At 59.0% G+C, this 24,998-nt stretch carries 21 protein-coding genes and 1 pseudogene; 12 read left to right on the top strand and 10 right to left on the bottom strand.

The window, feature by feature from the left end:
- Positions 1-141 precede the first annotated feature (141 nt).
- The 3 genes from ABH944_RS14920 to ABH944_RS14910 all read right to left on the bottom strand — a co-directional run bounded on the left by ABH944_RS14920 (position 142) and on the right by ABH944_RS14910 (position 3,243).
- On the bottom strand, positions 142-345 hold the full coding sequence (locus ABH944_RS14920) for a cold-shock protein (protein WP_031356584.1): 204 nt from the start codon (positions 343-345) through the stop codon (positions 142-144).
- 695 nt (positions 346-1,040) lie between these two features.
- A complete protein-coding gene (locus ABH944_RS14915) occupies positions 1,041-2,426 on the bottom strand; it encodes an MmgE/PrpD family protein (RefSeq protein WP_404607708.1) in 1,386 nt (461 codons plus the stop codon).
- 73 nt (positions 2,427-2,499) lie between these two features.
- Positions 2,500-3,243, bottom strand: a complete 744-nt coding sequence (locus tag ABH944_RS14910) for an FCD domain-containing protein (RefSeq protein WP_404607710.1) — start codon at positions 3,241-3,243, stop codon at positions 2,500-2,502.
- 193 nt (positions 3,244-3,436) lie between these two features.
- On the opposite strand from ABH944_RS14910, the gene ABH944_RS14905 reads away from it, so the two are divergent.
- From ABH944_RS14905 to ABH944_RS14860, 10 genes are all read left to right on the top strand, one after another.
- Positions 3,437-4,795, top strand: a complete 1,359-nt coding sequence (locus tag ABH944_RS14905; RefSeq protein ID WP_404607711.1) for an MmgE/PrpD family protein — start codon at positions 3,437-3,439, stop codon at positions 4,793-4,795.
- Positions 4,796-4,958: 163 nt separating this feature from the next.
- Positions 4,959-6,260 carry an MFS transporter gene (locus tag ABH944_RS14900; protein ID WP_404607713.1) on the top strand — a complete coding sequence of 434 codons (1,302 nt, stop codon included), beginning with the start codon at positions 4,959-4,961 and terminating at the stop codon, positions 6,258-6,260.
- Positions 6,257-7,009 carry an SDR family NAD(P)-dependent oxidoreductase gene (locus ABH944_RS14895; RefSeq protein ID WP_404607714.1) on the top strand — a complete coding sequence of 251 codons (753 nt, stop codon included), beginning with the start codon at positions 6,257-6,259 and terminating at the stop codon, positions 7,007-7,009. Before ABH944_RS14900 ends, ABH944_RS14895 begins: the two co-directional genes overlap by 4 nt.
- 357 nt (positions 7,010-7,366) lie before the next feature.
- Positions 7,367-9,307: an ATP-binding protein gene (locus ABH944_RS14890; protein ID WP_404607715.1), complete on the top strand. Its 1,941-nt coding sequence runs from the start codon at positions 7,367-7,369 to the stop codon at positions 9,305-9,307.
- A 7-nt stretch (positions 9,308-9,314) separates the two neighbouring features.
- The gene (locus ABH944_RS14885; RefSeq protein ID WP_404607716.1) at positions 9,315-10,658 is read left to right on the top strand and encodes a sigma-54-dependent transcriptional regulator; all 1,344 of its coding nucleotides are present in this window, start codon (positions 9,315-9,317) and stop codon (positions 10,656-10,658) included.
- A gap of 383 nt (positions 10,659-11,041) precedes the next feature.
- The gene (locus ABH944_RS14880; protein ID WP_404607718.1) at positions 11,042-12,187 is read left to right on the top strand and encodes a porin; all 1,146 of its coding nucleotides are present in this window, start codon (positions 11,042-11,044) and stop codon (positions 12,185-12,187) included.
- A 172-nt stretch (positions 12,188-12,359) separates the two neighbouring features.
- Positions 12,360-13,505 carry a YncE family protein gene (locus ABH944_RS14875; protein ID WP_404607719.1) on the top strand — a complete coding sequence of 382 codons (1,146 nt, stop codon included), beginning with the start codon at positions 12,360-12,362 and terminating at the stop codon, positions 13,503-13,505.
- A 23-nt stretch (positions 13,506-13,528) separates the two neighbouring features.
- Positions 13,529-14,299 carry a molybdate ABC transporter substrate-binding protein gene (locus ABH944_RS14870; protein ID WP_404607721.1) on the top strand — a complete coding sequence of 257 codons (771 nt, stop codon included), beginning with the start codon at positions 13,529-13,531 and terminating at the stop codon, positions 14,297-14,299.
- Positions 14,300-14,380: 81 nt separating this feature from the next.
- A complete protein-coding gene (locus ABH944_RS14865) occupies positions 14,381-15,427 on the top strand; it encodes a fumarylacetoacetate hydrolase family protein (RefSeq protein ID WP_404607722.1) in 1,047 nt (348 codons plus the stop codon).
- A gap of 224 nt (positions 15,428-15,651) precedes the next feature.
- Complete coding sequence (locus ABH944_RS14860) at positions 15,652-16,803, top strand: alpha/beta fold hydrolase (RefSeq protein WP_404607723.1); 1,152 nt, start codon at positions 15,652-15,654, stop codon at positions 16,801-16,803.
- Here ABH944_RS14860 and ABH944_RS14855 read toward each other — a convergent pair.
- A complete protein-coding gene (locus ABH944_RS14855) occupies positions 16,765-17,217 on the bottom strand; it encodes a cupin domain-containing protein (protein ID WP_404607725.1) in 453 nt (150 codons plus the stop codon). The two genes, ABH944_RS14860 and ABH944_RS14855, sit on opposite strands and share 39 nt — an antisense overlap.
- A gap of 295 nt (positions 17,218-17,512) precedes the next feature.
- Positions 17,513-17,608 (bottom strand): annotated as a pseudogene (locus tag ABH944_RS14850) (hypothetical protein); the annotation flags it as partial.
- A 315-nt stretch (positions 17,609-17,923) separates the two neighbouring features.
- Between ABH944_RS14850 and ABH944_RS14845 the strand changes: the two are divergent.
- Positions 17,924-18,766: a protein-L-isoaspartate O-methyltransferase family protein gene (locus tag ABH944_RS14845; protein WP_404607726.1), complete on the top strand. Its 843-nt coding sequence runs from the start codon at positions 17,924-17,926 to the stop codon at positions 18,764-18,766.
- A gap of 22 nt (positions 18,767-18,788) precedes the next feature.
- On the opposite strand, the gene ABH944_RS14840 is transcribed toward ABH944_RS14845, so the two are convergent.
- The 4 genes from ABH944_RS14840 to ABH944_RS14825 all read right to left on the bottom strand — a co-directional run bounded on the left by ABH944_RS14840 (position 18,789) and on the right by ABH944_RS14825 (position 22,892).
- Entirely contained in the window at positions 18,789-20,195 is a 1,407-nt protein-coding gene (locus ABH944_RS14840; protein WP_404607727.1) for an FAD/NAD(P)-binding protein, read from the bottom strand.
- A gap of 240 nt (positions 20,196-20,435) precedes the next feature.
- On the bottom strand, positions 20,436-21,095 hold the full coding sequence (locus ABH944_RS14835) for an ATPase (RefSeq protein WP_404607728.1): 660 nt from the start codon (positions 21,093-21,095) through the stop codon (positions 20,436-20,438).
- Entirely contained in the window at positions 21,095-21,442 is a 348-nt protein-coding gene (locus ABH944_RS14830; protein WP_404607729.1) for a type II toxin-antitoxin system Phd/YefM family antitoxin, read from the bottom strand. Before ABH944_RS14830 ends, ABH944_RS14835 begins: the two co-directional genes overlap by 1 nt.
- A 70-nt stretch (positions 21,443-21,512) precedes the next feature.
- Positions 21,513-22,892: an LLM class flavin-dependent oxidoreductase gene (locus ABH944_RS14825; RefSeq protein WP_404607730.1), complete on the bottom strand. Its 1,380-nt coding sequence runs from the start codon at positions 22,890-22,892 to the stop codon at positions 21,513-21,515.
- Positions 22,893-23,213: 321 nt separating this feature from the next.
- Between ABH944_RS14825 and ABH944_RS14820 the strand changes: the two genes are divergently transcribed.
- Complete coding sequence (locus ABH944_RS14820) at positions 23,214-23,537, top strand: HU family DNA-binding protein (protein ID WP_269447508.1); 324 nt, start codon at positions 23,214-23,216, stop codon at positions 23,535-23,537.
- Positions 23,538-23,643: 106 nt separating this feature from the next.
- Here the strand turns inward: ABH944_RS14820 and ABH944_RS14815 are convergent, their stop codons facing one another.
- A complete protein-coding gene (locus ABH944_RS14815; protein WP_404607733.1) occupies positions 23,644-24,822 on the bottom strand; it encodes a fumarylacetoacetate hydrolase family protein in 1,179 nt (392 codons plus the stop codon).
- Between the last annotated feature and the right edge of the window lie 176 nt (positions 24,823-24,998).

The following is a 24,998-nucleotide window of genomic DNA, read 5'->3' as shown; positions in this document are numbered from 1 at the left end:
ACAGGAGAGGGCGGAACTCGCGGTCTTTGACCGTGTGTTGGCACGCAACAGCCTTACTACGGGGCGTGGCCAGGGATGGCCGCGCCCCGTCTTCATCCGCGGGACGGATGAAAGCCGGCCGCCGTGACGGCCGGATAAAACTTACGCCGGCACGATGTTCGATGCCTGCTTGCCCTTGGGCCCCTGTTTTACCTCAAACGTTACCTTCTGATTTTCCTGAAGGCTCTTGAAGCCCTCTGCCTTGATTTCCGAAAAGTGTGCGAACAGATCTTCGCCGCCGTCATCGGGTGTGATGAAGCCGAAGCCTTTTGCATCGTTGAACCATTTGACCGTACCGGTTGCCATGAGCGTATCCAAAATTTAGAGCTAACGAGTGAGAATAAAACCAGAGCGCCGAGCCGCGTCGCATTGCATGTTGTGACAAGACTTCTCTAAGTCCATGAGCGCGTCCGTAACAATAGTTGCTGCGGCGCTATGCGCTTTTGGAATTATGGCGAATCAATTGTACGCCGTGCCAATAATTATTGAAGCTTTCCAAACCGGAAAAGCAGAAATGGGTGCGGAATATGAAATTCAGGCGTGGAGCGCAGTGGTACTCAGCCCAAATAATGGGCGTGGTTAAAGGCCTTATCGCGCTTATCGATGGCCTGTCCGGCAAAAGGGTTCTCTCCATTGGCGCCGCAGGCGACACCGATATGGCCGAATTTCCCTTAACGAATGCGAAATGCAAGTCATTTAGCGCACCGGCAATTTAGTGCTGTTTGCCCGGAAGTAATTTTATCCGACAAGAATTCCATTGCAGCTTAACGACCGGACGACTTTACCGGTTCAATGAAAAATCGAACCTGTCGCTGCAGCAAAAAACGCTATTGCACTGCTTTATCAAGGAGCCTGGGAGCCGTGAACGGATCTTGACGCAGACGAACGCATTGCCACGATGGGTGGCATCTAGTGAAGCCGGCAATGCGAAAGGCGGCAAGACTCCGTTTCCCAATCATCCGAGGGTAAGGGCGTTGTGAGCGTCACACCTATCGATCGGCCTATTGCCGGAACCGCGCGATCGAGCCGACTGCCGGCTCGTCGAACACCGTCTCGCACCATGCGCGCGCCTCGTCGGCGAGTGCGGCGCTCCAGCCGCCGTGCTGCGCGTTGTCGGCGAATTTGGCCGCGAGTTCGGAACGCGACAGCGGTTCGCGCGCACCGCCGCGCATATGCGGCTGACGCACTTCGTGAACTGTGCCGTCGTTGAGCGTCGCGCGCAGATGGCCGGTGAAATTGGTTGGATATTCGTTGTCCAGATCGATCACGTAGCGGATCTTGCCGGCCAGTGCGAGTACCGCCGGATCGTGAATGCGCGTTTCGGTGAACTGGCTGAAGCCCGCCTTGCGATCAAAGAAACCCACGGCCATGCAGAAAGGTGTGCTGAATTTGGCGGCGTAAGCGGTCGGTGGCCGATGCTTGACGGCGAGCTCTTCCCACAAGCGGTGCACCGTGCCTTCGCCGACTTCGCACACGACGTCGCGAATCTGGTCCGCTTGTACGCCGCGCTCCGCGAGTGCGATGGCGCAATCGATATACGGCTGGGTCATCGTGCCGCACGCGTAGGGTTTGAACGCGATCGTCTCCATGATCCACGACGAGCCGAGCGTATCGAGCAGCGCAGAGAAATCGGGCGTGCGGGAGGGTGCGAACGCCTTGAAGAAACCATGCCTGCCTTCGAGCACGGTGCGCGGGCCGTCGAAGCCGCCACGCGCCATCAGCGCCGCGCGAATACCTGACTGCGCGGCCCATCCTGCGTGCATCCGCTTGGTCGACGTTCCTTCGGCCAGATACTCGATGATCCCCGCTGCCATGCTGCCCGCGATACCGAGCGCCGAGCTCGCCTGTTGCGCATTCAGACGCAGCGCAGCCGCGACGCCACCCGCTGCCGCGAGTGCCCCGATCACGGCGGTCGGATGGAAACCGGCGGTGTGGATCGCGCGCGGAGCGACGAGGCTCAGCCGGCACATCAGTTCAGCGCCGACCGCGATGCCGCGCAACAACGCGTCGCCACCGAGTCCTTCGCGTTCGCACGCCGCGAGCACCGCAGGCACGACCACCGCACCCGAATGCACCGGACCGCCCTCAAAGGTGTCGTCGTAGTCTTCGCCGTGCGCGGCGGTGCCGTTGATCAGCGCCGCATCGAACGCACTGAAACTATTCGCGTGGCCGAGCGCCGTGCAGGCGCCGCCCGGGTCGGTGGCCTGCAGCGTCGCGTGGATGTAGTCTTCGCCGCGGCCGGAGATGCACAAACCGGTCACATCGAGCAACAACAGACGGGCGATTTCGACCGTCTGAGCAGGCAACGCCGGCGCTTGGGCACCGGCAATCCAGGCACCGAGTTTTTCGCCGATGATTCCGTCTCCTTCTGGTTTTTCAACGTTCATACGGGTGACCACTCCGTGTCGGTAATGAAATGCGTGCGTCTCCGTGTCGCGCGCGTGCAAAGCGCGCTCCCTGCTAGCGCCAACTGTCAGCAAGGGTGATTCGCGTCGATTCGGCGGCAACGACACCGGCAGCGGATGCGGCGTCTTCCGCACTGTGCGCGCTGATCGCGCGCTGGAACCCCGCCTGCACGTGCTGACGCATCGCTATCGCAACGGCTTCGGGGTCGCGGCGCGCGAGCGCGTCGAGAATCCGCCGGTGTTCGCTATGCGACGCCTGTGAGCTGCCGGCAATCGAGAAACCGCGTCGGCGAAGCAAATGCATTCGGTTGACCACCTGCCGGTACAGACCGAGCATCGTTGCGTTGCCCGACAGTTCGACCAGCCGGTCGTGGAACGCGATATTCAACGTGAAGTAATTGTTCAGCTCGCCGTGAATAGAGCTGGCTTCGAGCTGATCGAGCATCGCGTGCAGTTCCTGCAACTGCGTGTCGGTGATTTTCAACGCCAACTGGCGGCCGGCCATCTCGTCGAGTCCCGCGCGCACTTCATAGAGCTCGGCGGCTTCGGTATCGGAAATCTCGCGGATGTAGACGCCGCGATTCTTTTCCAGCAACACGAGACCCGCTTCCTCGAGCGCGCGAAACGCTTCACGCACCGGACTCCGGCTGATCTTCAGATGTGCGGCGAGATCCATCTCATTGAGTTTCATGCCGGCCTCAAGCTCGCCAGTCTTGATGCGACGGAGGATTTCATCCTGCACGAGACCGGACAGCGTGACTGAACGAAGCAACTCGAGCGAAGTGATGGAACGGGGCATGGGCGGGCCTGCATCTGGAAAGCGCACAGTGTACTACGCACATTGCATCTTGAAGATTGTCGACAACATACTATCTGCAATATCCTCGTGCAACTGGAATCTTCCACTATTTGCGTATTGTCGACAATATGTACAATGCAATCTCGCACGTTACCGATCCCCTTCCCATGCCTTCATTACCATTTACGATCCGATGACCCCAGCCGATCGCGTTACCCAAACCCTTGCGCGCTACCTTGTCAACGCGCGCGCCGACAACCTGCCGCAAGCCGTGCGCGACCATGCGGTGCGTACCTTCGTCAACTGGATGGGCTGTGCGGTCGGCGCGTCTCGGCATGAAGCAGTCGAGATCGCGATCGCGGCGCTCGCTCCGTTTGGCGGTCCTGCGCAGGCAACGGTACTCGGCCGCGCGGTGAAGGTTGACGTGCTGAGCGCCGCGCTCTTCAACGGCATCAGCTCGCACGTCTTCGACTTCGACGATACGCATCTGAAGACTGTGATTCATCCCGCGGGACCGGTGGCGTCCGCGATTCTTGCACTGGCTGAATATCGTCCGGTCAGCGGCAAGGAGTTCATTCACGCGCTTGCGCTTGGCATCGAAACTGAATGCCGGATCGGCAACGCGGTCTATCCCGATCACTACGATATCGGCTGGCACATCACCGGCACCGCGGGCGTGTTCGGCGCTGCTGCTGCGGCGGGCAAGCTGCTCGGGCTTGACGAACAACAGATGACCTGGGCCCTCGGGCTTGCGGCGACACAGCCGGTCGGCTTGCGCGAGATGTTCGGCACGATGACCAAGAGCTTCCATCCGGGTCGCGCGGCGCAGAACGGCCTGCTGTCGGCGTTGCTGGCGGCGCGTGGTTATACGAGTTCCGAGCAGGGCATCGAAGCGAAACGCGGCTGGGCGAACGTGATGAGTACGCATCGCAACTACGCTGAAATCACGGAAGGGCTCGGTGAACGTCATGAAAGTCTGTTGAACTCGTACAAGCCGTTTGCGTGCGGCATCGTGATCCATCCGGCGATCGACGGCTGCATCCAACTGCGCAACGAACATGCACTCGAGGCGGGCGCAATTGCGTCGGTGCTGCTGAAGGTGCATCCGCTGGTGCTCGAACTGACCGGCAAGCGCACGCCGCAGACCGGGCTCGACGGCAAGTTCAGCGTCTATCACTCGGCGGCGGTGGCGATCATCGACGGTCGTGCGGGTGAGTATCAATACAGTGATGCGGCCGTCCACGACACCGCGACAGTGCAACTGCGCGACAAGGTTACCGCCGAGATCGATCCTACGATGCCTGCCGACGCGGTTCACATCACGATCACGCTGACGAGTGGGGAGCGGCTCGAGAAGCATGTCGAGCACGCAATCGGCAGCATTGAGCGGCCGATGACCCATGCCGATCTGACCGCCAAGTTCACTGATCTGGTCGAGCCGATTCTGGGCGGTGAGCACGCCGCAAGGTTGCTTGAAGCGGGATGGAAGATGGAATCGATCGACAACATTGCCACGCTGGCTGATCTGGCACGCCCTGTCGAGAAGACGTAATACGTCACTTGCGGCACCGATGGCGCGCGTCGCGTAAGCGATATTGCAAAAAAAATAATCCTACGCATTCCGAATCAAGACGATCGCGCCCGGAAGAGAATCGGTGACAATCGGCACTGAAGGAGCAAACCATGCACCATGGCAACCGGCGTGGCGGTTCACGATGAAATCGAAAGCAGGCATGTTCACCGGTACTACGGGCAGAGTGTTTCTGCTGATCTGCGCGATGTATTTCATCGAGTACGTCGACCGGGTGAATCTTTCGATCGCGGCGCCGCTGCTGAAGTCGGAGATGCATCTGTCAAACACGCAGCTTGGCATCGCATTCTCGGCGTTCGGCTATTGCTACGCGATCTTTCAGGTGATCAATGGTTATCTTGGTGACCGGATCGGACCGCGCCGGATGCTGGCGTTCTCGGGCATCCTGTGGGCACTCGGCACACTCGCGACCGGTGTGACCGGCGGCCTCGCGACGCTGGTGCTCTCGCGCGCGCTGGTTGGTCTCGGCGAAGCCGGCACCATTCCGAACGCCACGCGTGCGATGGCCAACTGGGTCCCGGTGGCAAGACGTGGCTTCGCACAGGGCTTCACGCACTCAGCCTCGCGCTCGGCGGCCACCGTCACGCCGCCGCTACTCGTGTTGATGATTCCGCTGCTCGGCTGGCGGGGCGCATTTATCGCGCTCGGCTGCGTCAGCGCGATCTGGGTGATTGTATGGGCGCTGTATTTTCGCGACGATCCGCGCACGCATCCGTCGATTACCGCTGCCGAAGTCGACGCATTGCCTCCTTATGCCGGCCCGCGCCATCGCACGACGGTGCCATGGTGGCCGCTGATTCGGCGCATCATGCCGGTCACGCTGGTGTTTTTTTGTCACGCGTGGACGTTGTGGCTCTATTTGAGCTGGCTGCCGAGCTTCTTCGTCGGCGTGTATGGCATCGATCTGAAGACCACGGCGCTGTTTACATCGGGCGTGTTTCTCGCCGGGGTGATCGGCGATACCGCGGGCGGCTTGCTGACCGACGCGATCTATCGACGCACCGGCAATCTGAACAACGCGCGCCGCAACGTCATCATCATGGGCTTTGCTGGCTCGCTGCTGTTTCTCGCATGCGTACTGTTCGTGCGCGACCGAACCGTCATCGCGCTCTGTCTTGCTGCGGCGTTGTTCTGTCTCGAATCAACCGAAGGACCGATCTGGGCCGTGCCGATGGATATCGCGCCGGCCTATGCGGGCGTTGCGAGTGGCTTCGTCAGCACGGCGGCCGGTCTCGCGGCGGTCGTGTCACCGGTCGCGTTCGGCCTGATCACCGACATGACGGGCAGCTATCGCTTGCCATTCGTGATGTCGATTGCGCTGCTGCTGGTCGGCATTGCGCTGTCATTCTGGATTCGTCCCGACCGGCCCCTGCGAGGCAGTGCAGAATCGAAATTATCGGCGGAATCACTCGGAGTGCATTCATGAAAGCAGAAATCAGCGGCGTCGCGGTCGTCACCGGAGCAGCGCGCAACATCGGCCGCGAGATCGCATTGGAACTCGCGGCGGCGGGCAATGCGGTGATCGTCAATGCGCGCACTTCCGCTGCCGAGGCCGCCGAAGTCGTGCGTGCGATCGAAACAGCGGGGGGGCGCGCGGCCGCGCATCTGGCCGACATCAGCGAACCGGCGGGCGCGCAAAGCCTGGTGGAAGCCGCGATTCACCATTTCGGGCAGATCGACATTCTCATCAACAACGCCGCCGTGCGTCGGGAAATGCCGTTTGAGGAACTGGATTTCACGCGCTGGCGCGAAGTGATGTCCGTGATTCTCGACGGCGCGTACCTCTGCGCGCACGCAGCATTGCCCTATCTGCGGCAATCGAAGGCTGGTGCGATCGTCAATATCGGCGGCATGTCCGCGCACGCGGGTTCGGCGGGACGCGCGCACGTCATCGCGGCGAAGGCGGGCCTGGTGGGTTTGACGCGAGCACTGGCGCATGATCTGGGTCCGGACGGCATCACGGTCAATTGCGTGGTGCCCGGTTTGATCGCGACCGTGCGCGGCGGCTCGGCGGGCAACAGCGAACCTGCGCACCACGCTGAACGCACCACCTTGCTCGGCCGGCGCGGCCAGCCCGACGAAGTCGCGAGCCTCGTGCAGTTTCTGTGCGGCCCGACAGCACGCTATGTGACCGGCCAGGCGATTCATGCGAACGGCGGGGCTTTTCTAGGCTGACCGTTCTGACAGCGGCACCGCAGACGTCCCCGCGCCGCTGTCAACCCGCTTCACGTCAAACCCGGTGTCGCGGTCTTCGTTGGAGGACCGCTTATACAGTGAAGAAAATGTATTTAGTATTCCAATATATAGGTGAATTTTTCCCGCAAATAAATCATGAAGAACTGCCGATCAGATGGACTGCCGGGGTGTTTCTCTGCGGATGAAAAATTAATGCGCCGGGCGATATTCAATCAAAAGGGTGAAGGGTTAACCAGCAGTTTCCTTCAACACCTGGGCGATGCCCGCGCCGGCCGCCCGGAGAACAAGCGATCCGGCTGCCGCATTGTTTCGTCGTCGCTTTAGCGAGAGCTACCTATGTCACGCGGTGGCCTTAATCCCGGGTTGGAAGTACGCGATCGGCCGGTGCGCAACTGGCTCGGCCAGCACGTGCATGCTCAGCAATGGTTGAAGAGATATGCCGGAGTCGTGTTGCTCATTGCTGCGAGTGTCTACTGGTCTTATCAATATGCCGAGCAACTCGGCATCGAGACTATTCGCCGCGCGGCGGTCCATCGCATCGATATCTATGACACTGCACTAAAGAGCGAATTGGCACGTTATGCCTACTTGCCGTCGCTCGTGAACCTCAATCCGGAAGTGGTGCGACTGTTGGTCGAGCCTAACGATGCCGCGCTCACCGGGCGGGTCAATCAATATTTAGCCGCGGTCAATCGGGGGGCGCATTCGGATACCCTGTACATCATGGATGTACAGGGCAACACGCTGGCGTCGAGTAACTGGGACCAGCCTTACAGTTTCGTCGGAATTAACTACGGCTACAGACCTTATTTTCAGAACGCGCTCTCGACGGGCACTGGCACGTTCTACGGTCTGGGGGCCGCAAGCAAGGAAGCAGGCTACTTCTATGCCGAGCGCATCTACGCCAGCGGAAAGGTCGTTGGCATCGCGACCGTCAAGATCAACCTCAGCAAGATCGAGCAAATTTGGCAACGTGCGGGCGATACGGCAACGCTCAGCGATATTCACGGCGTTATTTTCCTATCGACTCAGGACCACTGGAGATTCAAGTCACTCAGCGTCTTATCGGCGCAAGCGCGCGCAGCGATCACTGCCAACCATCAATATGATGCGCCGGGCGCACTGGAACCAGTCGGCTTGATCATGCAAGAGCCAGCAGGGGACACGGCCAATATAGCCAGGTTCGCGCCTAAGGCCAATCTGGGCCCACATGCCCCGGCTTTTCTAAGATCCCGCTTTTTGCTGTTGAGCCGCCCAGTACCCGATACAAGCTGGACGATAAGCACGCTGTCTGACATCACGCCGGCAGAAGTATCGGCAGCGAACGTCGCCCTTGGGGTCGGATTGGGGATGACGTTGGTGATGGTTTTCATTTTGTATCTTTTGCAGCGGCGGCGGATCATCGCGCAGGAACTTGCGGCCAAGGAAAACCTGCACCACATGAATGAGGAACTTGAACGCAAGGTGGCGCGCCGAACCGATGCGTTGAATCGAATCAACAAGACGTTGAAGATTGAGATTTCGGAACGCCGGCGTGCAGAAGCCGTACTCAAATCGACACTACAGGAGTTGGTGCAGGCCGGAAAAATGGCAGCGCTCGGGCAGATGTCCGCAAGCATCACACATGAACTGAACCAGCCTTTGGCAGCGCTACGGACGTTGTCGTCGAACGCGTTGATGTTCATGCAGCGGCTTGAATTCGACGAGGCGCGTCAAAACCTGCGGGTCATTTGCGACATGACCGAACGCATGGGAAAAATCACCAGCCAGCTCAAACGCTTTGCGCGCAAATCGCCCACTTACCTCGAACGGGTCCTGATCGGCTCAGCCATTTCCAACGCCCTCTTCCTGCTCGATGCCCGGATACGCAGCGGCAATGTCGAGTTAGTGCGCGAAGAGCCAGAAGATAGTGTGTACGCGATCGCGGAACCTAACCGGCTTGAGCAGGTATTTATCAATCTGATTAGTAATGCACTGGATGCGATGACCGAAATCGACATGGACTGCCCGGCTCGAGGGCGCGTGCTGACGATTACCGTCTGTGACGAAACGGATCACGTTTCGATCGGCGTGCGCGATACCGGTGCTGGCATATCGGACGAGGTCCGAAGTCACCTGTTCGAGCCATTTTTTACGACTAAAGACAAGGGCGAAGGGTTGGGATTGGGTTTGACGATTTCGATCAGCATCATCCAGGAGTTCGGCGGAACCCTGGTCGCCCAAAACAGACCAGACGGCACTGAATTCACCCTCAGGCTAAAACGGACCACACTGTGAGAAGACGATGTCTAAGAATCTAAAAGTGCTATTTGTGGAAGATGACGCGGCGGTGCGCCTCGGCGGCATGCAAGCACTTCGTTTGAACGGCCTTGAGGTTCAGTCGTTTGAGCGGGCCGAACATGCCCTGCGTTATATCGAGTTCGGCTTCCCCGGCATTCTGGTCAGCGATATCCGGTTGCCCGGCATGAGCGGACTCGCATTATTGGAGCATACGGTCGGAACCGACGCATCGCTGCCGGTCATCCTCGTGACTGGTCACGGTGATATCCCAATGGCGGTCGACGCGATGCGCCGGGGTGCTTATGATTTTGTCGAGAAACCGTATTCGTCGGAACAACTCGTCGACGTATCTCAGCGCGCGCTCGAAAAACGTCGGCTGACGCTTGAACTCGCATCTGTTCGTCAGGCACTTGCGCATCAGGACAATATAGAAGCAAGGATTCTCGGACGTTCTCCAGCGATCGAACGCCTGCGCCGAATGATCCTGGAACTCGCCGACGCCGACGCGAATGCACTGATTCTCGGTGAAACAGGAACGGGCAAGGAGTTGGTCGCCCGTTCACTGCACGATTACGGGCATCGAAAGGCAAAGAATTTCGCGGCCATCAATTGCGCGGGTATTCCAGAACTATTGTTCGAGAGCGAAGTGTTCGGCCATGAGGCCGGTTCCTTTACCGGCGCGATCAAGCGGCGTATCGGAAAAATTGAGTATGCCCGGGGAGGCACACTGTTTCTGGACGAGATTGAAACAATGCAGATGTCGTTGCAAGTAAAACTGCTGCGCTTGCTCCAGGAGAAAAAGTTCGAGCGTGTCGGCTCCAATGATCTGCTTGAGATGGACTGCCGGATCGTCGCGGGGTCCAAGGCGGATCTGTTGGCATTGTCTTCAACAAACCACTTTCGCGATGATTTGTACTACCGGCTAGGCGTCATGGTCCTCGAGATTCCTCCGCTGCGGGAGCGCCGGGAGGATATCCCCTTCCTGTTCGAGCACTTCGTCGTTCGAGCTGCGGCTGAATACAACAGGCCGATACCGGACATCTCGCCAGCGCAAATGCACGACCTGATGTCGCGACCTTGGGGCGGAAACGTAAGGGAACTGCGTAACGTGGCCGAGCGTTTCACGTTAGGTATGCCGACGCGCGTCGACGCAGCCAGCAGCGACGACAATACCGAGAAACCATCGCTTGAGACCAAACTTAATCTGTTCGAGCGCCAGCTGATCGAAGAGGCGTTGCGCGGATGTTCGGGCCGCACGGCTATCGCATGCGAGCGTTTGGGGGTACCCAAAAAAACTCTGTACGACAAGATACGTCGCTTGGGCATCAGTACCGAAGAGTTCAAATGAATTGATCCGGATCAGGGCCAGGAACAGCTCGACCCTGTTTCCAGCCATCAAATGGCCGACTTTCTGGTTTTCCGCAATAAGACCGAATGAACAAACGGCAAATGCACCTTAAATCAACAGCTTAGTAGTCGAAGAGACTGGCACGCTGCTTGCGTAATTGGTGATGACAATTACGACGATAGCGGAGGCCCTTGTATGACTGCGCGCGAGAGCGCATCAACGTAGCCGAATCCCTTGTTTTCCCGCCTCTTAAAGCGCTTGGTCGGCTGATCTGGTCCACCAGGCATCGCAACGTTTTGTACTGGCACTTATTCACAAATTAAATCGGTCTACTAAGTGACTAGGTTTATGGATTCCTATACCTATAATATTTTGGAGATTTCATGAGACGCCTCGCAATATCGTGTTTTACCCTGACCATACTGTCCGCAGCTTCTGTTGCCCAGGCCCAAAGCAGTGTCACGCTTTACGGCGAGATTGATAACGCATTGGCGTACTACAACAATGTGGGTCACGCCTCCCTGGTTACAATGCAGGGCGCTGATCTGACCACCAACCAGTGGGGCATTAAAGGCAAGGAGGACCTGGGTGGCGGTTTTCAGGCGATTTTCAACCTGGAAAACGGCTTTGACATCAACACCGGCAAGTTGAGGCAGGGTGGCCGCGAGTTTGGAAAGAACGCATGGGTGGGCCTGGCGAGCACCACCCTGGGCACGATCACGATCGGTCGCCAGTTGGATCCGACGGTTGATCTTGTTCAGCCCTTTACGGCCGACGGTTATGGTCCCGCGTTTACGACCCCGGGCGATGCCGACAACAACGACAATACCTTCCGGGTTGACAATTCGATCAAGTACACGAGCCCGACTTATGGCGGCCTGCAGTATGAATTGATGTACGGCTTGGGCGGCGTGGCGGGCAGCATATCGTCGCAGGAACTTTCCTCGGCTGCTGTGTCGTACACCCACGGCGGCTTGGGACTGGCCGCTGGTTATATCTTCGCCAAGAACGACGGTCCCGGTGGCTTGGGCACGGCCGACCAGACTCAGAACAACTCCGTCACGCCGCTCTTTGGCAGCGTCCCGTTTGTAGGTTCACGGCTGATCGCCCACGTCGCAGCTCAGTATGCTATCGGTCCGTTTACCGCTAACGTGCGCTACAGCAATGCGGAGTGGAAGCCCTATGCAAGCTTCGCGGCATTCAACCGTACTGAAAACTTCAATACCGGAGCCACCTCCCTCGACTATCAGGTGACGCCAGCGCTTGTGGTGAACGTAGGCTACACCTTTACGAAGTCGAACGGCGCTTCTGCGGCTACGTACAACACCGTTGCGGCGGGCACGGAATACTCCTTGTCCAAGCGTACGACCGTCTACGCAATCGGCGGTTACTCGCATGCACACGGCACCACCTTCAGCGCAGATGGCAATAGCATCGTCGCTGCCGGCGGTTCGGTGGGTGACCTCGAATCCAGCTCAAGCACGCCAAATCAGGTCGCTTTCATCATGGGTATTACCCACAAGTTCTGACGACGCATGCAAAAGCCGCGAGTGTTTTCATAGCCACTGCTGTGGCGTCTCAGACAGCACACTCGTCTTAAAAGATTATCCAACTGGCAAATGGAACCTGAGATTCACGAATACCGCGCAGGCAACTCGCGAAGGAAGTGGGTTCTTTCGATGTGTCCGCGAGGTACCACTCGTGCAAAAAACATTGGCTTTTAAACCTGAAACAAACAATGGCAGCAATACAAAAAGGATGGAGATGATGTCATACAAGCTAAAGTCGCTCGCGCTACTCGGCAGCCTGTTTTCTTGTGTCCTGACGGGCCATGTCGACGCCGCTGAACTCAAGATGATTTCCAAAGTGCAAATTCCAGGAGCGCCCCTGGATTCGTTCGACATCAGTTATGTCGATCAGAAGACAAATCGGTATTACCTGGCCGACCGAAGCAACAAGGCCGTTGATATTATCGACGGAACGACAGAGAAGGTAGTTGGGCAGGTCCCCGGTTTTGTCGGCTTCGACAAGGACAACGATACGGCAGGGCCTAACGGCGTCCTGGTCATTGGCAATGAAGCCTGGGCCGGCGATGGAGATAGCTCGGTCAAGGTCATCGACCTCAAGTCCCAGACAATCGTCGATACGATCAGGACTGGCGGGAAAAACCGCGCTGACGAAATGGCGTACGATCCCAAGGACCATGTCTTTATTGTCACCAACGATGCGGACGATCCTCCCTTCGTGACGCTGATCTCGACCAAGCCAGGACATAAGATCCTCAAAAAGATCGTCTTCAAGGACGCGACCGATGGAATCGAGCAGCCGATCTATTACGCACCCAAAGGCATCTTCCTGATGACGGTTCCGGAAATCAAGGGTGACAAGTCAACGGGCGGAATCGCCATGATCGATCCGCTCAAGGGCGAAGTCACGAAAGTCGTGAAGGTTTCCGGCTGCACACCTGCCGGGCTGGCACGCGGGCCGGGAAAGAATCTGGTGATCGGTTGCAACGCCGGCGGCAAGAAGTCGACGCTCAAACCGGTTACGCTGATCGTCAACGGAGATAGCGGGGCAGTCGTCGCCTCGGTTTCCGATATGGGCGCAGCTGACGAAGTGGCTTATAGCGCTAAAAACGGGCAGTACTACATTAGCGGCCGGCAGATGCCGAATGGTCCGGTTCTGGGCGTGATCGACGCCAAGACCAACACGCTCTTGCAGAGCATCCCGACAGGCGGTAATGCCCACTCGGTTGCCACAAGCGACGTGAATGGACATGTGTTTGTACCGCTTCCTAAAACAGGTGGTCCATGCGGTGGTTGCATCGGCGTCTACAGTACTCAATGAGGCTCATCGTGAGGACAGTTCTCGTGAAAATCAAAGCGGGATTTTTAGTCGGCGTGCTCCTCGCGGTGGTTCAACCGGTTCACGCAGCGGATCTGGTAGTTTTTTCGGCGGCCGCGCTGAAAGGCGCTTTTGAAAAATTGCCAGAGCAATACTTTGCCGCGAGTGGCGAGCATGTCCGCCTGATCTATGGCACCGCAGGCCAGGTGCACGATCGGGTGGTGTCGGGGGAGGCTTTCGATCTCGTCATTGTTCCTCCCACGCCGCTCGCCAATCTGGTCGAACGTCATCTGGTGCAGGAGGGGTCGGAAAAAGACCTCGCTCGCGTGCGACTCGGTATGGCGGTCAAGACCGGCACCGCTGCGCCCTCGATCGGGGATGACCAGGCGTTCGCGCATGTCCTGCTCGACGCTCCGTCGATCGGCATGGCCAACCCGGCAACCGGAGCGACGTCGGGCATCTATCTCGCCAAACTGATTGACCGCCTCGGGATTGGTGATCGGGTAGACGCCAAGATCAAGTACTACGCCGAAGGGCAAACAGCCATGGAGGCCATGGCGCGGGGCGAAGTATCCGTCGGACTGGGGCAGATCAGCGAAATCAAGCCCGTTCATGGCGTCACGCTCGTCGGGCCTATTCCCGAGGACCTGCAGCTCAAGACGACCTACGCAGTGGGTATCGGCACCAACAGCGGGTCACCGGAGATGGCAAAAAAGCTGCTCTCTTATCTCACCGGGCCGGCAGTGCAGGCGTCGTTGAAAGCGAACGGATTCGACCGTGTTTCACCGGCGAACTAGCTGGGGCCCGACCGCGTTAGCCATACGCTCCCAGGCCTATCAGGCACTATTATTCAGGTCTACTACTTCAAAGGAACGATCTTGGACAAATCGCGTCGCACCCTCCTTAAAATGGGCACGGGGCTCGCCCTCAGCTCGGCGGTAACCACGCGGGCTGGAGCGACTCCTGCAGCAATCAAGGTTCCCGCAGGGTCTGGACCGGCTGGCAATGCACTGCGGTTGGTGACCTATCAACATGCTGCTGCAGAAGCGCCGCGCCTTGGTGTGGTGACGGCGCAGGGCATGGTAATCGGCGTCGGCGCGAGCGCCCGCGAGTTAGGTATGACGCTGGCCTTCGACCCGGCGAGCATGGTCTCGCTGATAGACGCCGGGCCCGATGCCGTCGCACAGGCGCGTCGATGCGCGGCGTCCGGGCGAGCGCATGCGTCACTTGAGCGCGTGCGGCTACTCGCGCCGATCCCGGTGCCCGCCCGCAACGTCTACGCTGTCGGCTGGAACTATCTGGAGCATTTTGGCGAGAGTCTGACCGCGAAGCAGGCAGCTGCTGCTCTGCCGAAACACCCGGTGTTTTTTACCAAGGGCACGCACACCATCAACGGTCCCTTTGACCCCATCCCCTTCGATCCATCGGTGTCCGTGAAGATCGATTGGGAGGGCGAACTGGCGGTCATTATTGGCAAGCGTGGCCGTAACATCGCGGAGGCCGACGCGATGCAGTATGTGTTCGGCTATGCCGTAATCAACGACACGACCGCCCGCGACATGCAGGTCGATCATGGCGGCCAATGGTTCAAGGGCAAGAGCCTGGACGGTCATGGCCCGATTGGCCCCTGGATCATTCCCGCCAGCGACATCGACTACACCAACCTGCAACTGACCACCCGCGTGAACGGCGTGGTGAAGCAGCAAATCAACACCAGCCAGATGTACTTCAAGTTGCCGCGCATCATCGCCGAGCTGTCTCTGGGTCTGACGCTCGAGCCCGGCGACATCATCGCAACGGGGACGCCATCGGGCATTGGCGCCGCTCGTAACCCGCCGGAGTTCCTGAAACCTGGCGACGTGATGGAAACCGAAATCGATCGGATCGGCATGATCCGAAATGTGATTCGGCAGGTCACTAGCTAGGGGCAGGTGTCGCGAGGGAATAGGGGGAAGTCGCTGCCGGGGGAATTTACTTGTGCGGCGGCCTGATCGACGGGCCGACGTTGGCGTGGTGGCGTGGTGGATCGCAACGCTGTGCGTCTTGCTTGTCGAGTCGGCTAGGTCGACTTGGAAGTCGATGGCTTGTTTTATGAATCGGCAATACCAGAAAACCCTTCAATATAATCGGACAGTCATAGGGAATCGGAATGAGCGATGCGAGCGATGAGAGTGAGAAGCAGAACGTATTACAGCGACGTCGTTTTTTGCAAGGCGCAGCACTGACATTGGTCACGACGACGGTGATGCCGACAAGCGCGAGCGCTGCATCCACGCAGATCGTTGCCGAAGATTACTGGGCGCAAAAAGGCGCGGTGAAATTGTACCTGTACCGCAAGCGCCTCGCAGACGGCACAAACGCGGGCGCGGCCCAGAGGCCGGTATTGTTCCTGGTGCATGGCTCGTCGTTCTCGGGGCGGGGCGGTTTCGACCTGCAGGTCCCCGGATTGCCGAACTACTCGTTCATGGACGAGCTCGCAAGATACGGCTTTGACGTCTGGACCATGGATCATGAGAATTACGGCCGCTCGTCCAAGACCGAATCGAACTCCAATATCAGATCGGGCGTCGACGACTTGAAAGCCGCGCTCCCGATTGTCGAGCACGTTACCGGACAGAAGAAGGTCATGTTCTACGGCCAGTCTTCCGGCTCGATCCGTCTGGGTGTCTTTGCAATGGAAGAGCCGGAGCGAGTCGACCGCATGGTGCTCGATGCGTTCACCTATACCGGCGAGGGCGCGCCCGAGATCATGAAGCGGCGCGCGAACATTGCAAACCTCACGGCCAGCAACTTCCGGCCGACCTCGCAAGCGAGCTTCGACGACATTTTTTCGCGCGATGACCCGTCGACATTCGACCAGGCAGTACCGAAAGCCTTGGGTGACTACGAGCTGAAACTGACGAACCGGACGCCGAATGGAACCTATGTCGACATGGCGATCCACATGCCAATGGTCGACCCCAAAAGGCTTCAGTGTTCCGTTTGCATGACGAGAGCCGAACACGACGGCAATGCTACGGATGCCGAATTACTCGATTTCTTCTCGCAACTGCCTAACAAAGACAAACAATTCTGTGAGATCAAGGGTGTCGCCCATGTCGCGGTGCTTGGGATCAACCGCCACCGTATCTGGCACGTCATGCATGCCTTCTTCACGATGCCGCCGCAAGCGGGTGACTTGCACAGTCGATGCTCGCCTGTTCTGCTCAGCGACGACATGGCGACGCGTCATGGTGCAACTGCTCCGTTGTACCCAGCGCAATTAGAGCGGCAAAGGCGTAACGCTCGACCAGTCTGGTAGGGCATCAAGATCCGCGCGCATCGTAACGCCTTCCTGTTCGTTGGGATCCGTTCGGGCGATCACCGCGACGCAAGGCTCATCCGCGCTCGGGTTGTACGGAACATGCGGCACCCCTGCGGGGATGTAGAAGAAATCTCCGGCCCGAACCACCACATGCTGCTCTAATCGTTCGCCATACCAGCACCCCGAGACGCCGCTCAGTTGATAGATGGCCGTCTCATGTTCGGCATGGAGATGCGCTTTGGCACGGGCACCCGGCGGAATGGTTGCAAGCTGAAGATGCATATGCTTCGAGCCTACGCTTTCGGCTGAAATACCTACGGCATAGGTCAGCCCTTGCTTCCCGTCGAACTGTGGGCCAGCTTGCACCAGTTGGCAGGTGGGTGTGTCAGGTTTGTGTGCGCTAATGTTCATTGCTTCTCCAGACAATGAGCGCCGACTTCGGCGAAATGGCGGGCATACGACGGCAGAATACACCCGCGCACGGTCCGAAGACGCTCGTCCGTTATGCGGTCATGTACCGTGTATCCGGATGATCGTATGTATCGCTGGGGGTGTTGTCTGGGGCAAAAAGCCGATCGCTGGTCTGCCTCAAGCACCCGAGATAGTTCGATATGGCGCCGAGGTGTCCACGTCGTTTTTTTCGCCAAGCCACTCTTCGCAAACGACTTTGAAAGTCTCGCGGCCGGCCTCGATTGTGTTAACCAGTTCAATACGTCATGCATGCGACGGATGGGTGCCTTTCTTTACCGGCGCGCGCTGCCTTTAGACTTACTTCCGGATACTCGCCGACTGCGAACACGTTCTCCTTTCCGTTAAGCTCGTAGCGGTATCGCCAAAACTTCGAGCCTCAATAAGAGGCCATTGGCATCGGTGATGTTGACAGGCTTGGCAGATGCCTTGGCCTGGCGGATCTTGACATCGGTGAGCGGCGTAGAAGACAACCGGATATAGAAGGCTTAGTCTTAACCTGATACCCGGTTTTCCATAGGATGGAGACGATTTCATGCGGATTTCGGTGGACGATTGTTTAGGCTGAATCGCAGTTCCGGAAAAGGAACACAGGCAATTTTTCGGACATTAGAGAACCGCTGCGGACTTGTTGATTTGGTGAATTGTCATGCGTAAGGAAAAGGCGAGGGTCGAGGAAGCCAGGAGGTCCTACGCCCGGCTCATGGCCGCCGCGAGCAAATCCGACGATCCCAGGCTTGAGCGTGTTTTCGAGCTCGTGCCTCGTGAGGCGTTCCTGCCGCCTGGCCCGTGGAAGATCATGGTGGACAACGAGTACTTCGAGACCCCCAGCGCGGACCCTGTCCATCTTTACCAGAACGCCTTGGTTGCGCTCGATGCAAATAAGGGAATCAACAATGGCGAGCCGTTCCTGCATGCCGCATGGCTTGGCGCGGCCGCGCCGCAACGCGGTAATACGGTGTGCCATATCGGCGCCGGCTCGGGTTATTACACCGCCATTCTTTCGGTGCTTGCGCTACCCGGCGGCCGCGTGGAAGCGTTCGAAATCGAACCCGCCCTGGCCGAGGCGGCGCGCAGGAATTTGCAGGCATTCGAGAGCGTGACGGTGACGCAAGGCGACGCTACCAAGCTGCCTTTGCCCGCGTCGGATCTTATTTATGTGAATGCAGGCGTCCTGGCGCCGCCGCGTTCCTGGCTTCAGGCGTTGCGTCCACGTGGCCGCCTGATTTTTCCGTGGCGCCCGTCGGATGACGTCGGACTAACCCTGTTGATCACGAGAACAGATGCGGGTTTTGAAGCGAAACCGCTCATGAACTCGTGGTTTATCGCTTGCGTTGGCGGCGCATCGACCGCGGATGGGTTCGTGCCACCGCCGAATCACCGCATGGCGTGGTCCGTGAGGTCGGCGTGGCTGAGGTCAGAGCGTGTACCCGACGCGACCGCGGTGGTCGCGTACGAGCACGTGTGGTTTTCTTCAGCGGCCCTGCACTGATGAGTTCACCTATGGGGACGCGTCAAGGGGATGTATAGGCGAGCAGGCTGCCGTCCTTGAGCACTCGTTCGAGATGGCGCGCGATGTCGGGTGCACCGGTCATTTCGCCGAAGCTTCCGCGTGTCATCGGCCCGAACGCGAACAAGCCCGGCGACACCTCGCCGGCCGCATTCCTGAGCTGGCTTCGAAGGTTGGTGTCGAGTCCGATCCGCACCGCATCCAGCCGCGCGAGCCCACCCTCCAGCAGCGACTTCACGAGCGGATTGCGGTCTATATCGCGTGCTGGTCCCGTGCAGAAAACCACCGCGTCGAAATCGTGTGCTTCATGCGTGCCGCCCGGACACCGAAGGCTTGCTCTCAGGCGCCCCGCGACGTGGCTGATCGCGGTAATACCCGCCGTGGCGACGCTCATCTGACCGCTCTCGATGGCGCGCTCGACAGCGCTATGAATCTGCGGCGCAATGCGAAAGCGATGCACGTCCCAGAACGGCAGCAGCTTCTTCACCACGCGCGATTGTTCGCGAGCGGGCAACGCGCTCCAGATCTGCGGAAGATCGAAACGCAGGGCGTCGGCGGCGGGTTGCCAGCCGATGCGGGCCTCGTCGCGCGCAATCCGCTGCCTGAGTTTGCGCACGAGTTCGCGGGCGCTGGCCGGCGGGGCGGCGTGATCGAGGAAATCGGCGGTATCGGAGAAAAGTCCATGCGGCTGGGCGCGCAAACCCCGTCGCGAGATCGCCGTGATGCGCCCGGTATGCGCGCGTTCGATCAGCGTGACGGCCACGTCCGCCATCGTCAGGCCGGTGCCGACCAGCAGCACGGACGCATCTGGCGGGATCGCGCGCAACGCGTCCGGCGCCCACGGATGCGTGACCAGCCGCGGATCGCGCAAAGCCTGTTCATCGACGACCCCGGGTGGTTTCGAAGGCGTATGGCCGAAACACAGCGCAACGCGATGTGTTTCCAGATGCGAACCATCGCCGAGTGTTACTGAATAGCCTGATTCGCTCTTGCGTACGCCCGTGGCGGTGGCTCGCCGGTGCTTCACACGCACATGCGAGGCTGCGTTGGCCACGACATCGTCCAGGGTCGCGGCGACATACTCGCCGTATCGCGCGCGCGAAACGTAGTGGTTGCCCTGGCCGTCGCTGCTGCCGGGATCGATTGCGTCGTGAGCCTTGAGCCAGCGGGTGGCGTGCGTGGAGTCGCCTGCGAACAGGCTCATCCGGTCGCTCGGTACGTTGATCCGGTGCAGCGGGTCCGACGTCCCATACGCAATACCCCGGCCGAGTTCCGCCGATGGTTCGACAATGGTGAAGTCGAGATCGACGCCAGCCGGGCAGGCACGAATGGCATGAGTAACGAATGCGACGCCGGTGAAGCCGCCACCGATCACGACGATGTTCAACGGGGTGTGTCCGGAAGTGTTCAAGAGAGTGCTCATGATGCTGGAGCGTCGAGGATACCTCAGTCGATACGTCTGGTGAACGGTGCGTAAAGCTTGAAATTCGCTAAGCTTGTGAGGATTCGTGGGATTGAAACGGGGGGCGTTGGTGTGACGAGAGTGCTGCGATGGTGTGATGTGGACAGCAAAGCGAGAGGAAAGAATTTGGGTTATTTATATCGGAATACTATATTACCGATGAGAAAAATATAACCGTGTCCGGTAACGCTATCCGTGCTGGGATTCCAGGGCGGCTTGTACGATCGGCCGCGCCCATTCCGGCGTGGCGCCCAACGCAGCCGCATCATCTCGATCGGGAAATACCACCTGCGCTTCAAGCATCTCGAGGACCAGGACAGGATCGGGAATGTCCTGTCCTGGAGCTGCGTTGACACTATTGTCGAAAACCTGCAGACGGCTGAGATGCGGCAATAGCTTGATCAGGTTTGCGCGAGACGTCACCCAGCGCTCGCGAATCTTGTTCTCCGGGATTGCGTGACCTTTGTTGGCGACGCGCAATCGCACGCGTTCTATATGTTGTTCAACCGACGAAAGGCCGCAGAACAGGATGACGACATCGTGAGTATGCGTTGCGCCGGCCAGCATGGCAGGAATAGTCTCGCCGCCCAAGGTGGTTTCGAAGGCGTAGTTCTTGCCGTCGACGATGGCCGCTTCAAGTTGGGCGCGACCCGTCTCCCAGGCGCGGCTGTTGGCTTCAGCGGCAGTCATGCTGAATTGCGCGGTCAACTCGCGCGCAAAGCTGTCGGGGTTGAACCAGGTGAGGCCATATTCGGCCAGCATGGCGCCGCCGACCGAGCTTTTGCCGGCACCATTGATGCCGGCAAGGACGAAAATGAAAGGTCGCGCTGCCGTACCGCTTGGGGGCATCAGTAAGAGGCACCGGCCTTGGGACGTTTCTTCAGCGCACCCTTCGCGTCGAGCAGCGCGTTGAGTTTCTGACCGGCGTCGGGTTGCTGAAGCACGGCGAGGCGGGCGTTGAAGCGGCTTGTCAGCTCATCCAGCGCGATTTGCTCGCGCGCTTTCAGCGCCTGAATGTCTTCGGTGAGCTGTTGGTAAGTTGCAGCATCCAGCAGCACCATTTCCACCGCCGAGTGATTGGTGACGGCCACGCTGCCCGATTGACGGACGAGACGCACCATGTCCGCCCATTTGTTTTTTACCTGGGAGGCGTTCTGGCGCGGCAGTTCCTGGATGTTGGGCAGTTCGATGATCATGGCGTCGTTTCCACAAGCTGACTCAATAGGGCAATTATGGCAAAAATAGCCAATTTGTCAAATAAGTCAATTACACCGCATTTTTCCTGCGAAACGACGCGCCCGTATGCTCGTCCGGCAGCTTCGCGCCACGGTTGAACAACTTCTCGCGCAGGGTGCCATCGGCGTAAGCGGTCTTGTACACACCACGTGCCTGCAACTCGGGAATCACCAGGTCGATGAAGTCCTCGTAACTTTCGGGCGTCACGGTACGCGTCAGATTAAAACCGTCGACACCGGTTTCATCCATCCACGATTCCAGCGCGTCAGCCACCTGCACCGGATCGCCGACGATAGTCGTGAACCGCCCGCCGAGTTTTAACTGATCGAGCAGGCGCCGCACGGTCCAGCCGGATTTCCCGTCCGTCACGCGCTGCACCGACGACTCTATGCCGCGGCTCTTGTGACCGCCCGGCGGTTCGAGTTCGTCGTCCAGATCGAACTTCGAATAGTCAATACCACTGCCCGCCGCAAAGTGCGTCAGTCCCGCTTCGGCGCTCGCATGGCTCGCGTACTCGGCGAACTTCTCCTCGGCTTCAGCCGTGGTGCGTCCCACCACGACGGTGATACCCATGAAGACCTTGAGATCGGCCGGGTCGCGGCCTGCCTCGGCTGCTTGCTTGCGTAATGCATCTACGAGTTTGCGCGTACCTTCCTTGCTCTGGCTCGATACGAATACGCACTCGGCATGACGGATCGCGAACGCCTGACCCCGACCCGACGAACCCGCCTGGAACAACACGGGCGTGCGTTGCGGCGAGGGCTCGGACAAGTGATAACCCTCCACGCTGTAGTAGCGGCCGCGATGGCTGACCTTGTGGACTTTCTGCGGATCGGCGAACACGCGTGCGTTGCGGTCGCGCAAGACGGCGTCGTCTTCCCAACTGCCTTCCCAGAGCTTGTACGTGACGTCGAGATATTCGTCGGCGCGGTCGTAGCGTTCGTCGTGGGCAATCTGCTCCGTGAGGCCCATCGCCCGTGCGGCGCTGTCGAGATAACCGGTCACGATGTTCCAGCCGATCCGCCCCTCGGTCAGATGATCGAGCGTGGAGAAACGCCGGGCCAGAAGATAGGGCGCTTCGTAAGTCAGGTTCACCGTGACGCCGAAACCAAGATGTTGCGTAACGGCCGCCATGGCGGACACCAGCATGAGGGGATCGTTGACCGGCAACTGCACGGATTCCTTGAGCGTCAGGTCGACCGATTCCTGATAAACGTCGTACACCCCCACGATATCCGCGATAAAAAGTCCGTCGAATAGTCCGCGCTCAAGCAATTTTGCAAGATCCGTCCAGTATGAAAGCTTTCGGTAATCTTTCGACTGGTCTCGCGGATGTGTCCACAAACCATGATTGATATGGCCGACACAGTTCATGTTGAACGCGTTCAGGAGGATCTTTTTCTTGCTCATGGGAGTGGCGTGCAAAGGGCGGGACGGAAGAGGGGGAGCGAATGATGGCTGCGAAAAGCGCCTACATGAAGCGGTTTTGGCCGCATTTCAGCGATGAAGGCAGCAAGAATGCTTACATAGCTTCAGTGCATTGCAAACTATTGAATTCGCATTTGCATTCCATGATGCTTTGATTTATCACGCAGCATGACGGCCCGAGGAGTGAAATCGCAGACGTTGACCAGAGCAAATCCGCAGCAAACCCCGAACCCGCTCGCGACAAATTTGCAAGAAAACGGATTTGCCTCTAGCGTGCGTGTCCGGTAAGGTGACGCTTCCGCCATGCAATCGCATGGGCAGTGCGTTGTACCCATCTTTGAGAAAACAGAAATGAACAAGCAAGAACTCGTTGACGCCGTGGCGTCCGCCACCGGCACGAGCAAAGCCGCGGCCGCTGAAGCTATTGATGCCTTTATCTCGACTGTCACGCAAGCCGTTGTCAACGGCGAAAGCGTTCAGTTCGTCGGTTTCGGCACCTTCAGCACCGGCGCACGCGCCGCGCGCACGGGCCGCAATCCCAAGACCGGCGACACCATCCAGATCGCTGCCGCTAAGACGGTCAAGTTTACGGCCGGTAAAGCGTTCAAAGATCTCGTCAATCAGTAAGAATGACGGATGCGTCCTTGCAGCGGTGCCGGGCAAGGACGCAGTCGAGCGGCGATCAGCTTCGTCAGACGAATGCGCCGTGTCGATTCAAAGCATTGATTCCGCTTCAGGAAGCGCGTTTGCTTTCCAGCAGGCCGCGCGCCGCCAGGTTGCCATAAAGCGCCCGTACCCCGAACGTCCACGGCGTAATTTCCGTCGATAAACGCACGGTGTTCACGATCGCGCCGAGCGATGGCGTAGAGATCGTCACCACGTCGCCCAGATGATGCGTGAAGCCACCACCGGGCGTGTCGCGATCCTTGATCGGCGAGAACATGGTGCCGAGGAACAACATGAAGCCGTCCGGATACTGATGATGCGCGCCATGCGTCTGCGCAACCAGGTCAGCCGGATCGCGGCTGATCTCGCGCATATGGCTGATGCCGTCGAGCACGAAACCATCGTCAACGCCTTCAATGCGTAGCGACACGCTGGCCTCGCGCACGGTGTCGAGTGTGAATGCACTGTCGAACAAGCGCACGAATGGACCGATCGCGCATGAACCGTTGTTGTCCTTCGCCTTGCCAAGCAGCAACGCGGAGCGGCCTTCAATGTCGCGCAGGTTCACGTCGTTGCCGAGCGTCGCGCCCACGATTGCGCCCGCACTGTTCACCGCCAGCACGATTTCCGGTTCGGGATTGTTCCACTTCGACGTCGGATATAAACCCACATCCGCGCCAAATCCAACTGACGACATGGGTTGCGATTTGGAGAATACTTCGGCATCCGGACCAATTCCGACTTCCATGTATTGCGACCACGCGCCGCGCCGTTCGAGTTCGGCCTTCAGCTTTTCTGCTGCTTCAGAGCCGGGTTTTATCTTCGACAGATCGGCGCCGATCAACTCGTTGATCATCGCGCGGGTCTCCTGTGCCTTGGTGGCGTCGCCGCCTGCGTGTTCTTCAATCACGCGTTCGAGCAGACTCACCGCAAACGTCACGCCGCATGCCTTGACCGCCTGCACGTCGCAGGGAGCGAGCAAATGCATCGCCTGTGTGGATGAATCGAGCGACGCGCGGATCAGCGCATCGACAGACCCAAGCGATTCACCCGGGGCATGACGCGCGATCTCCACCGCATCAGCACGATCAAAGAGATCTGCGGTGGTGACGACCGTTGATGTGATGTCGACGACTTCGCCGCGCCGCACGACGATCACGGACGGTCCATCTACAGGCGCGGGCCGCCAGACGCGGCCGATCAGCAGCGCGTCGTTCAGGTCGGAGGGAAGGTAAGCGTGAGGCATGTTGAATGTCTCCAGAAGGTTTCCAGAAGGATGATGGGCGGGCGTCCGTACGCCTCAGTGGTTGTGCCGCGATTCGCCGCGCGTCTCGACGATGTTCAGGTACAGCGTGGCCGGTTCGAGGCACGCGCCGCTGCCGTGCTGTCCGACCATGCTGCGGTAGATCTCTTCCCATGGCG

The sequence above is a fragment of the Caballeronia udeis genome, assembly GCF_044909315.1.
Classification (GTDB): Bacteria; Pseudomonadota; Gammaproteobacteria; order Burkholderiales; family Burkholderiaceae; genus Caballeronia; species Caballeronia udeis_A.
Note: the sequence above shows the minus strand (reverse complement) of the source record. Positions and strands in the feature narration are given on the sequence as shown.

Bases quoted from the DNA above. Each gene is read 5' to 3' on its own strand.
- ABH944_RS14920 (WP_031356584.1), bottom strand. From the start codon at position 345: ATGGCAACCGGTACGGTCAAATGGTTCAACGATGCAAAAGGCTTCGGC.
- ABH944_RS14915 (WP_404607708.1), bottom strand. From the start codon at position 2,426: ATGAACGTTGAAAAACCAGAAGGAGACGGAATCATCGGCGAAAAACTC.
- ABH944_RS14910 (WP_404607710.1), bottom strand. From the start codon at position 3,243: ATGCCCCGTTCCATCACTTCGCTCGAGTTGCTTCGTTCAGTCACGCTG.
- ABH944_RS14905 (WP_404607711.1), top strand. From the start codon at position 3,437: ATGACCCCAGCCGATCGCGTTACCCAAACCCTTGCGCGCTACCTTGTC.
- ABH944_RS14900 (WP_404607713.1), top strand. From the start codon at position 4,959: ATGAAATCGAAAGCAGGCATGTTCACCGGTACTACGGGCAGAGTGTTT.
- ABH944_RS14895 (WP_404607714.1), top strand. From the start codon at position 6,257: ATGAAAGCAGAAATCAGCGGCGTCGCGGTCGTCACCGGAGCAGCGCGC.
- ABH944_RS14890 (WP_404607715.1), top strand. From the start codon at position 7,367: ATGTCACGCGGTGGCCTTAATCCCGGGTTGGAAGTACGCGATCGGCCG.
- ABH944_RS14885 (WP_404607716.1), top strand. From the start codon at position 9,315: ATGTCTAAGAATCTAAAAGTGCTATTTGTGGAAGATGACGCGGCGGTG.
- ABH944_RS14880 (WP_404607718.1), top strand. From the start codon at position 11,042: ATGAGACGCCTCGCAATATCGTGTTTTACCCTGACCATACTGTCCGCA.
- ABH944_RS14860 (WP_404607723.1), top strand. From the start codon at position 15,652: ATGAGCGATGCGAGCGATGAGAGTGAGAAGCAGAACGTATTACAGCGA.
- ABH944_RS14855 (WP_404607725.1), bottom strand. From the start codon at position 17,217: ATGAACATTAGCGCACACAAACCTGACACACCCACCTGCCAACTGGTG.
- ABH944_RS14845 (WP_404607726.1), top strand. From the start codon at position 17,924: ATGCGTAAGGAAAAGGCGAGGGTCGAGGAAGCCAGGAGGTCCTACGCC.
- ABH944_RS14835 (WP_404607728.1), bottom strand. From the start codon at position 21,095: ATGCCCCCAAGCGGTACGGCAGCGCGACCTTTCATTTTCGTCCTTGCC.
- ABH944_RS14830 (WP_404607729.1), bottom strand. From the start codon at position 21,442: ATGATCATCGAACTGCCCAACATCCAGGAACTGCCGCGCCAGAACGCC.
- ABH944_RS14825 (WP_404607730.1), bottom strand. From the start codon at position 22,892: ATGAGCAAGAAAAAGATCCTCCTGAACGCGTTCAACATGAACTGTGTC.
- ABH944_RS14820 (WP_269447508.1), top strand. From the start codon at position 23,214: ATGCAATCGCATGGGCAGTGCGTTGTACCCATCTTTGAGAAAACAGAA.
- ABH944_RS14815 (WP_404607733.1), bottom strand. From the start codon at position 24,822: ATGCCTCACGCTTACCTTCCCTCCGACCTGAACGACGCGCTGCTGATC.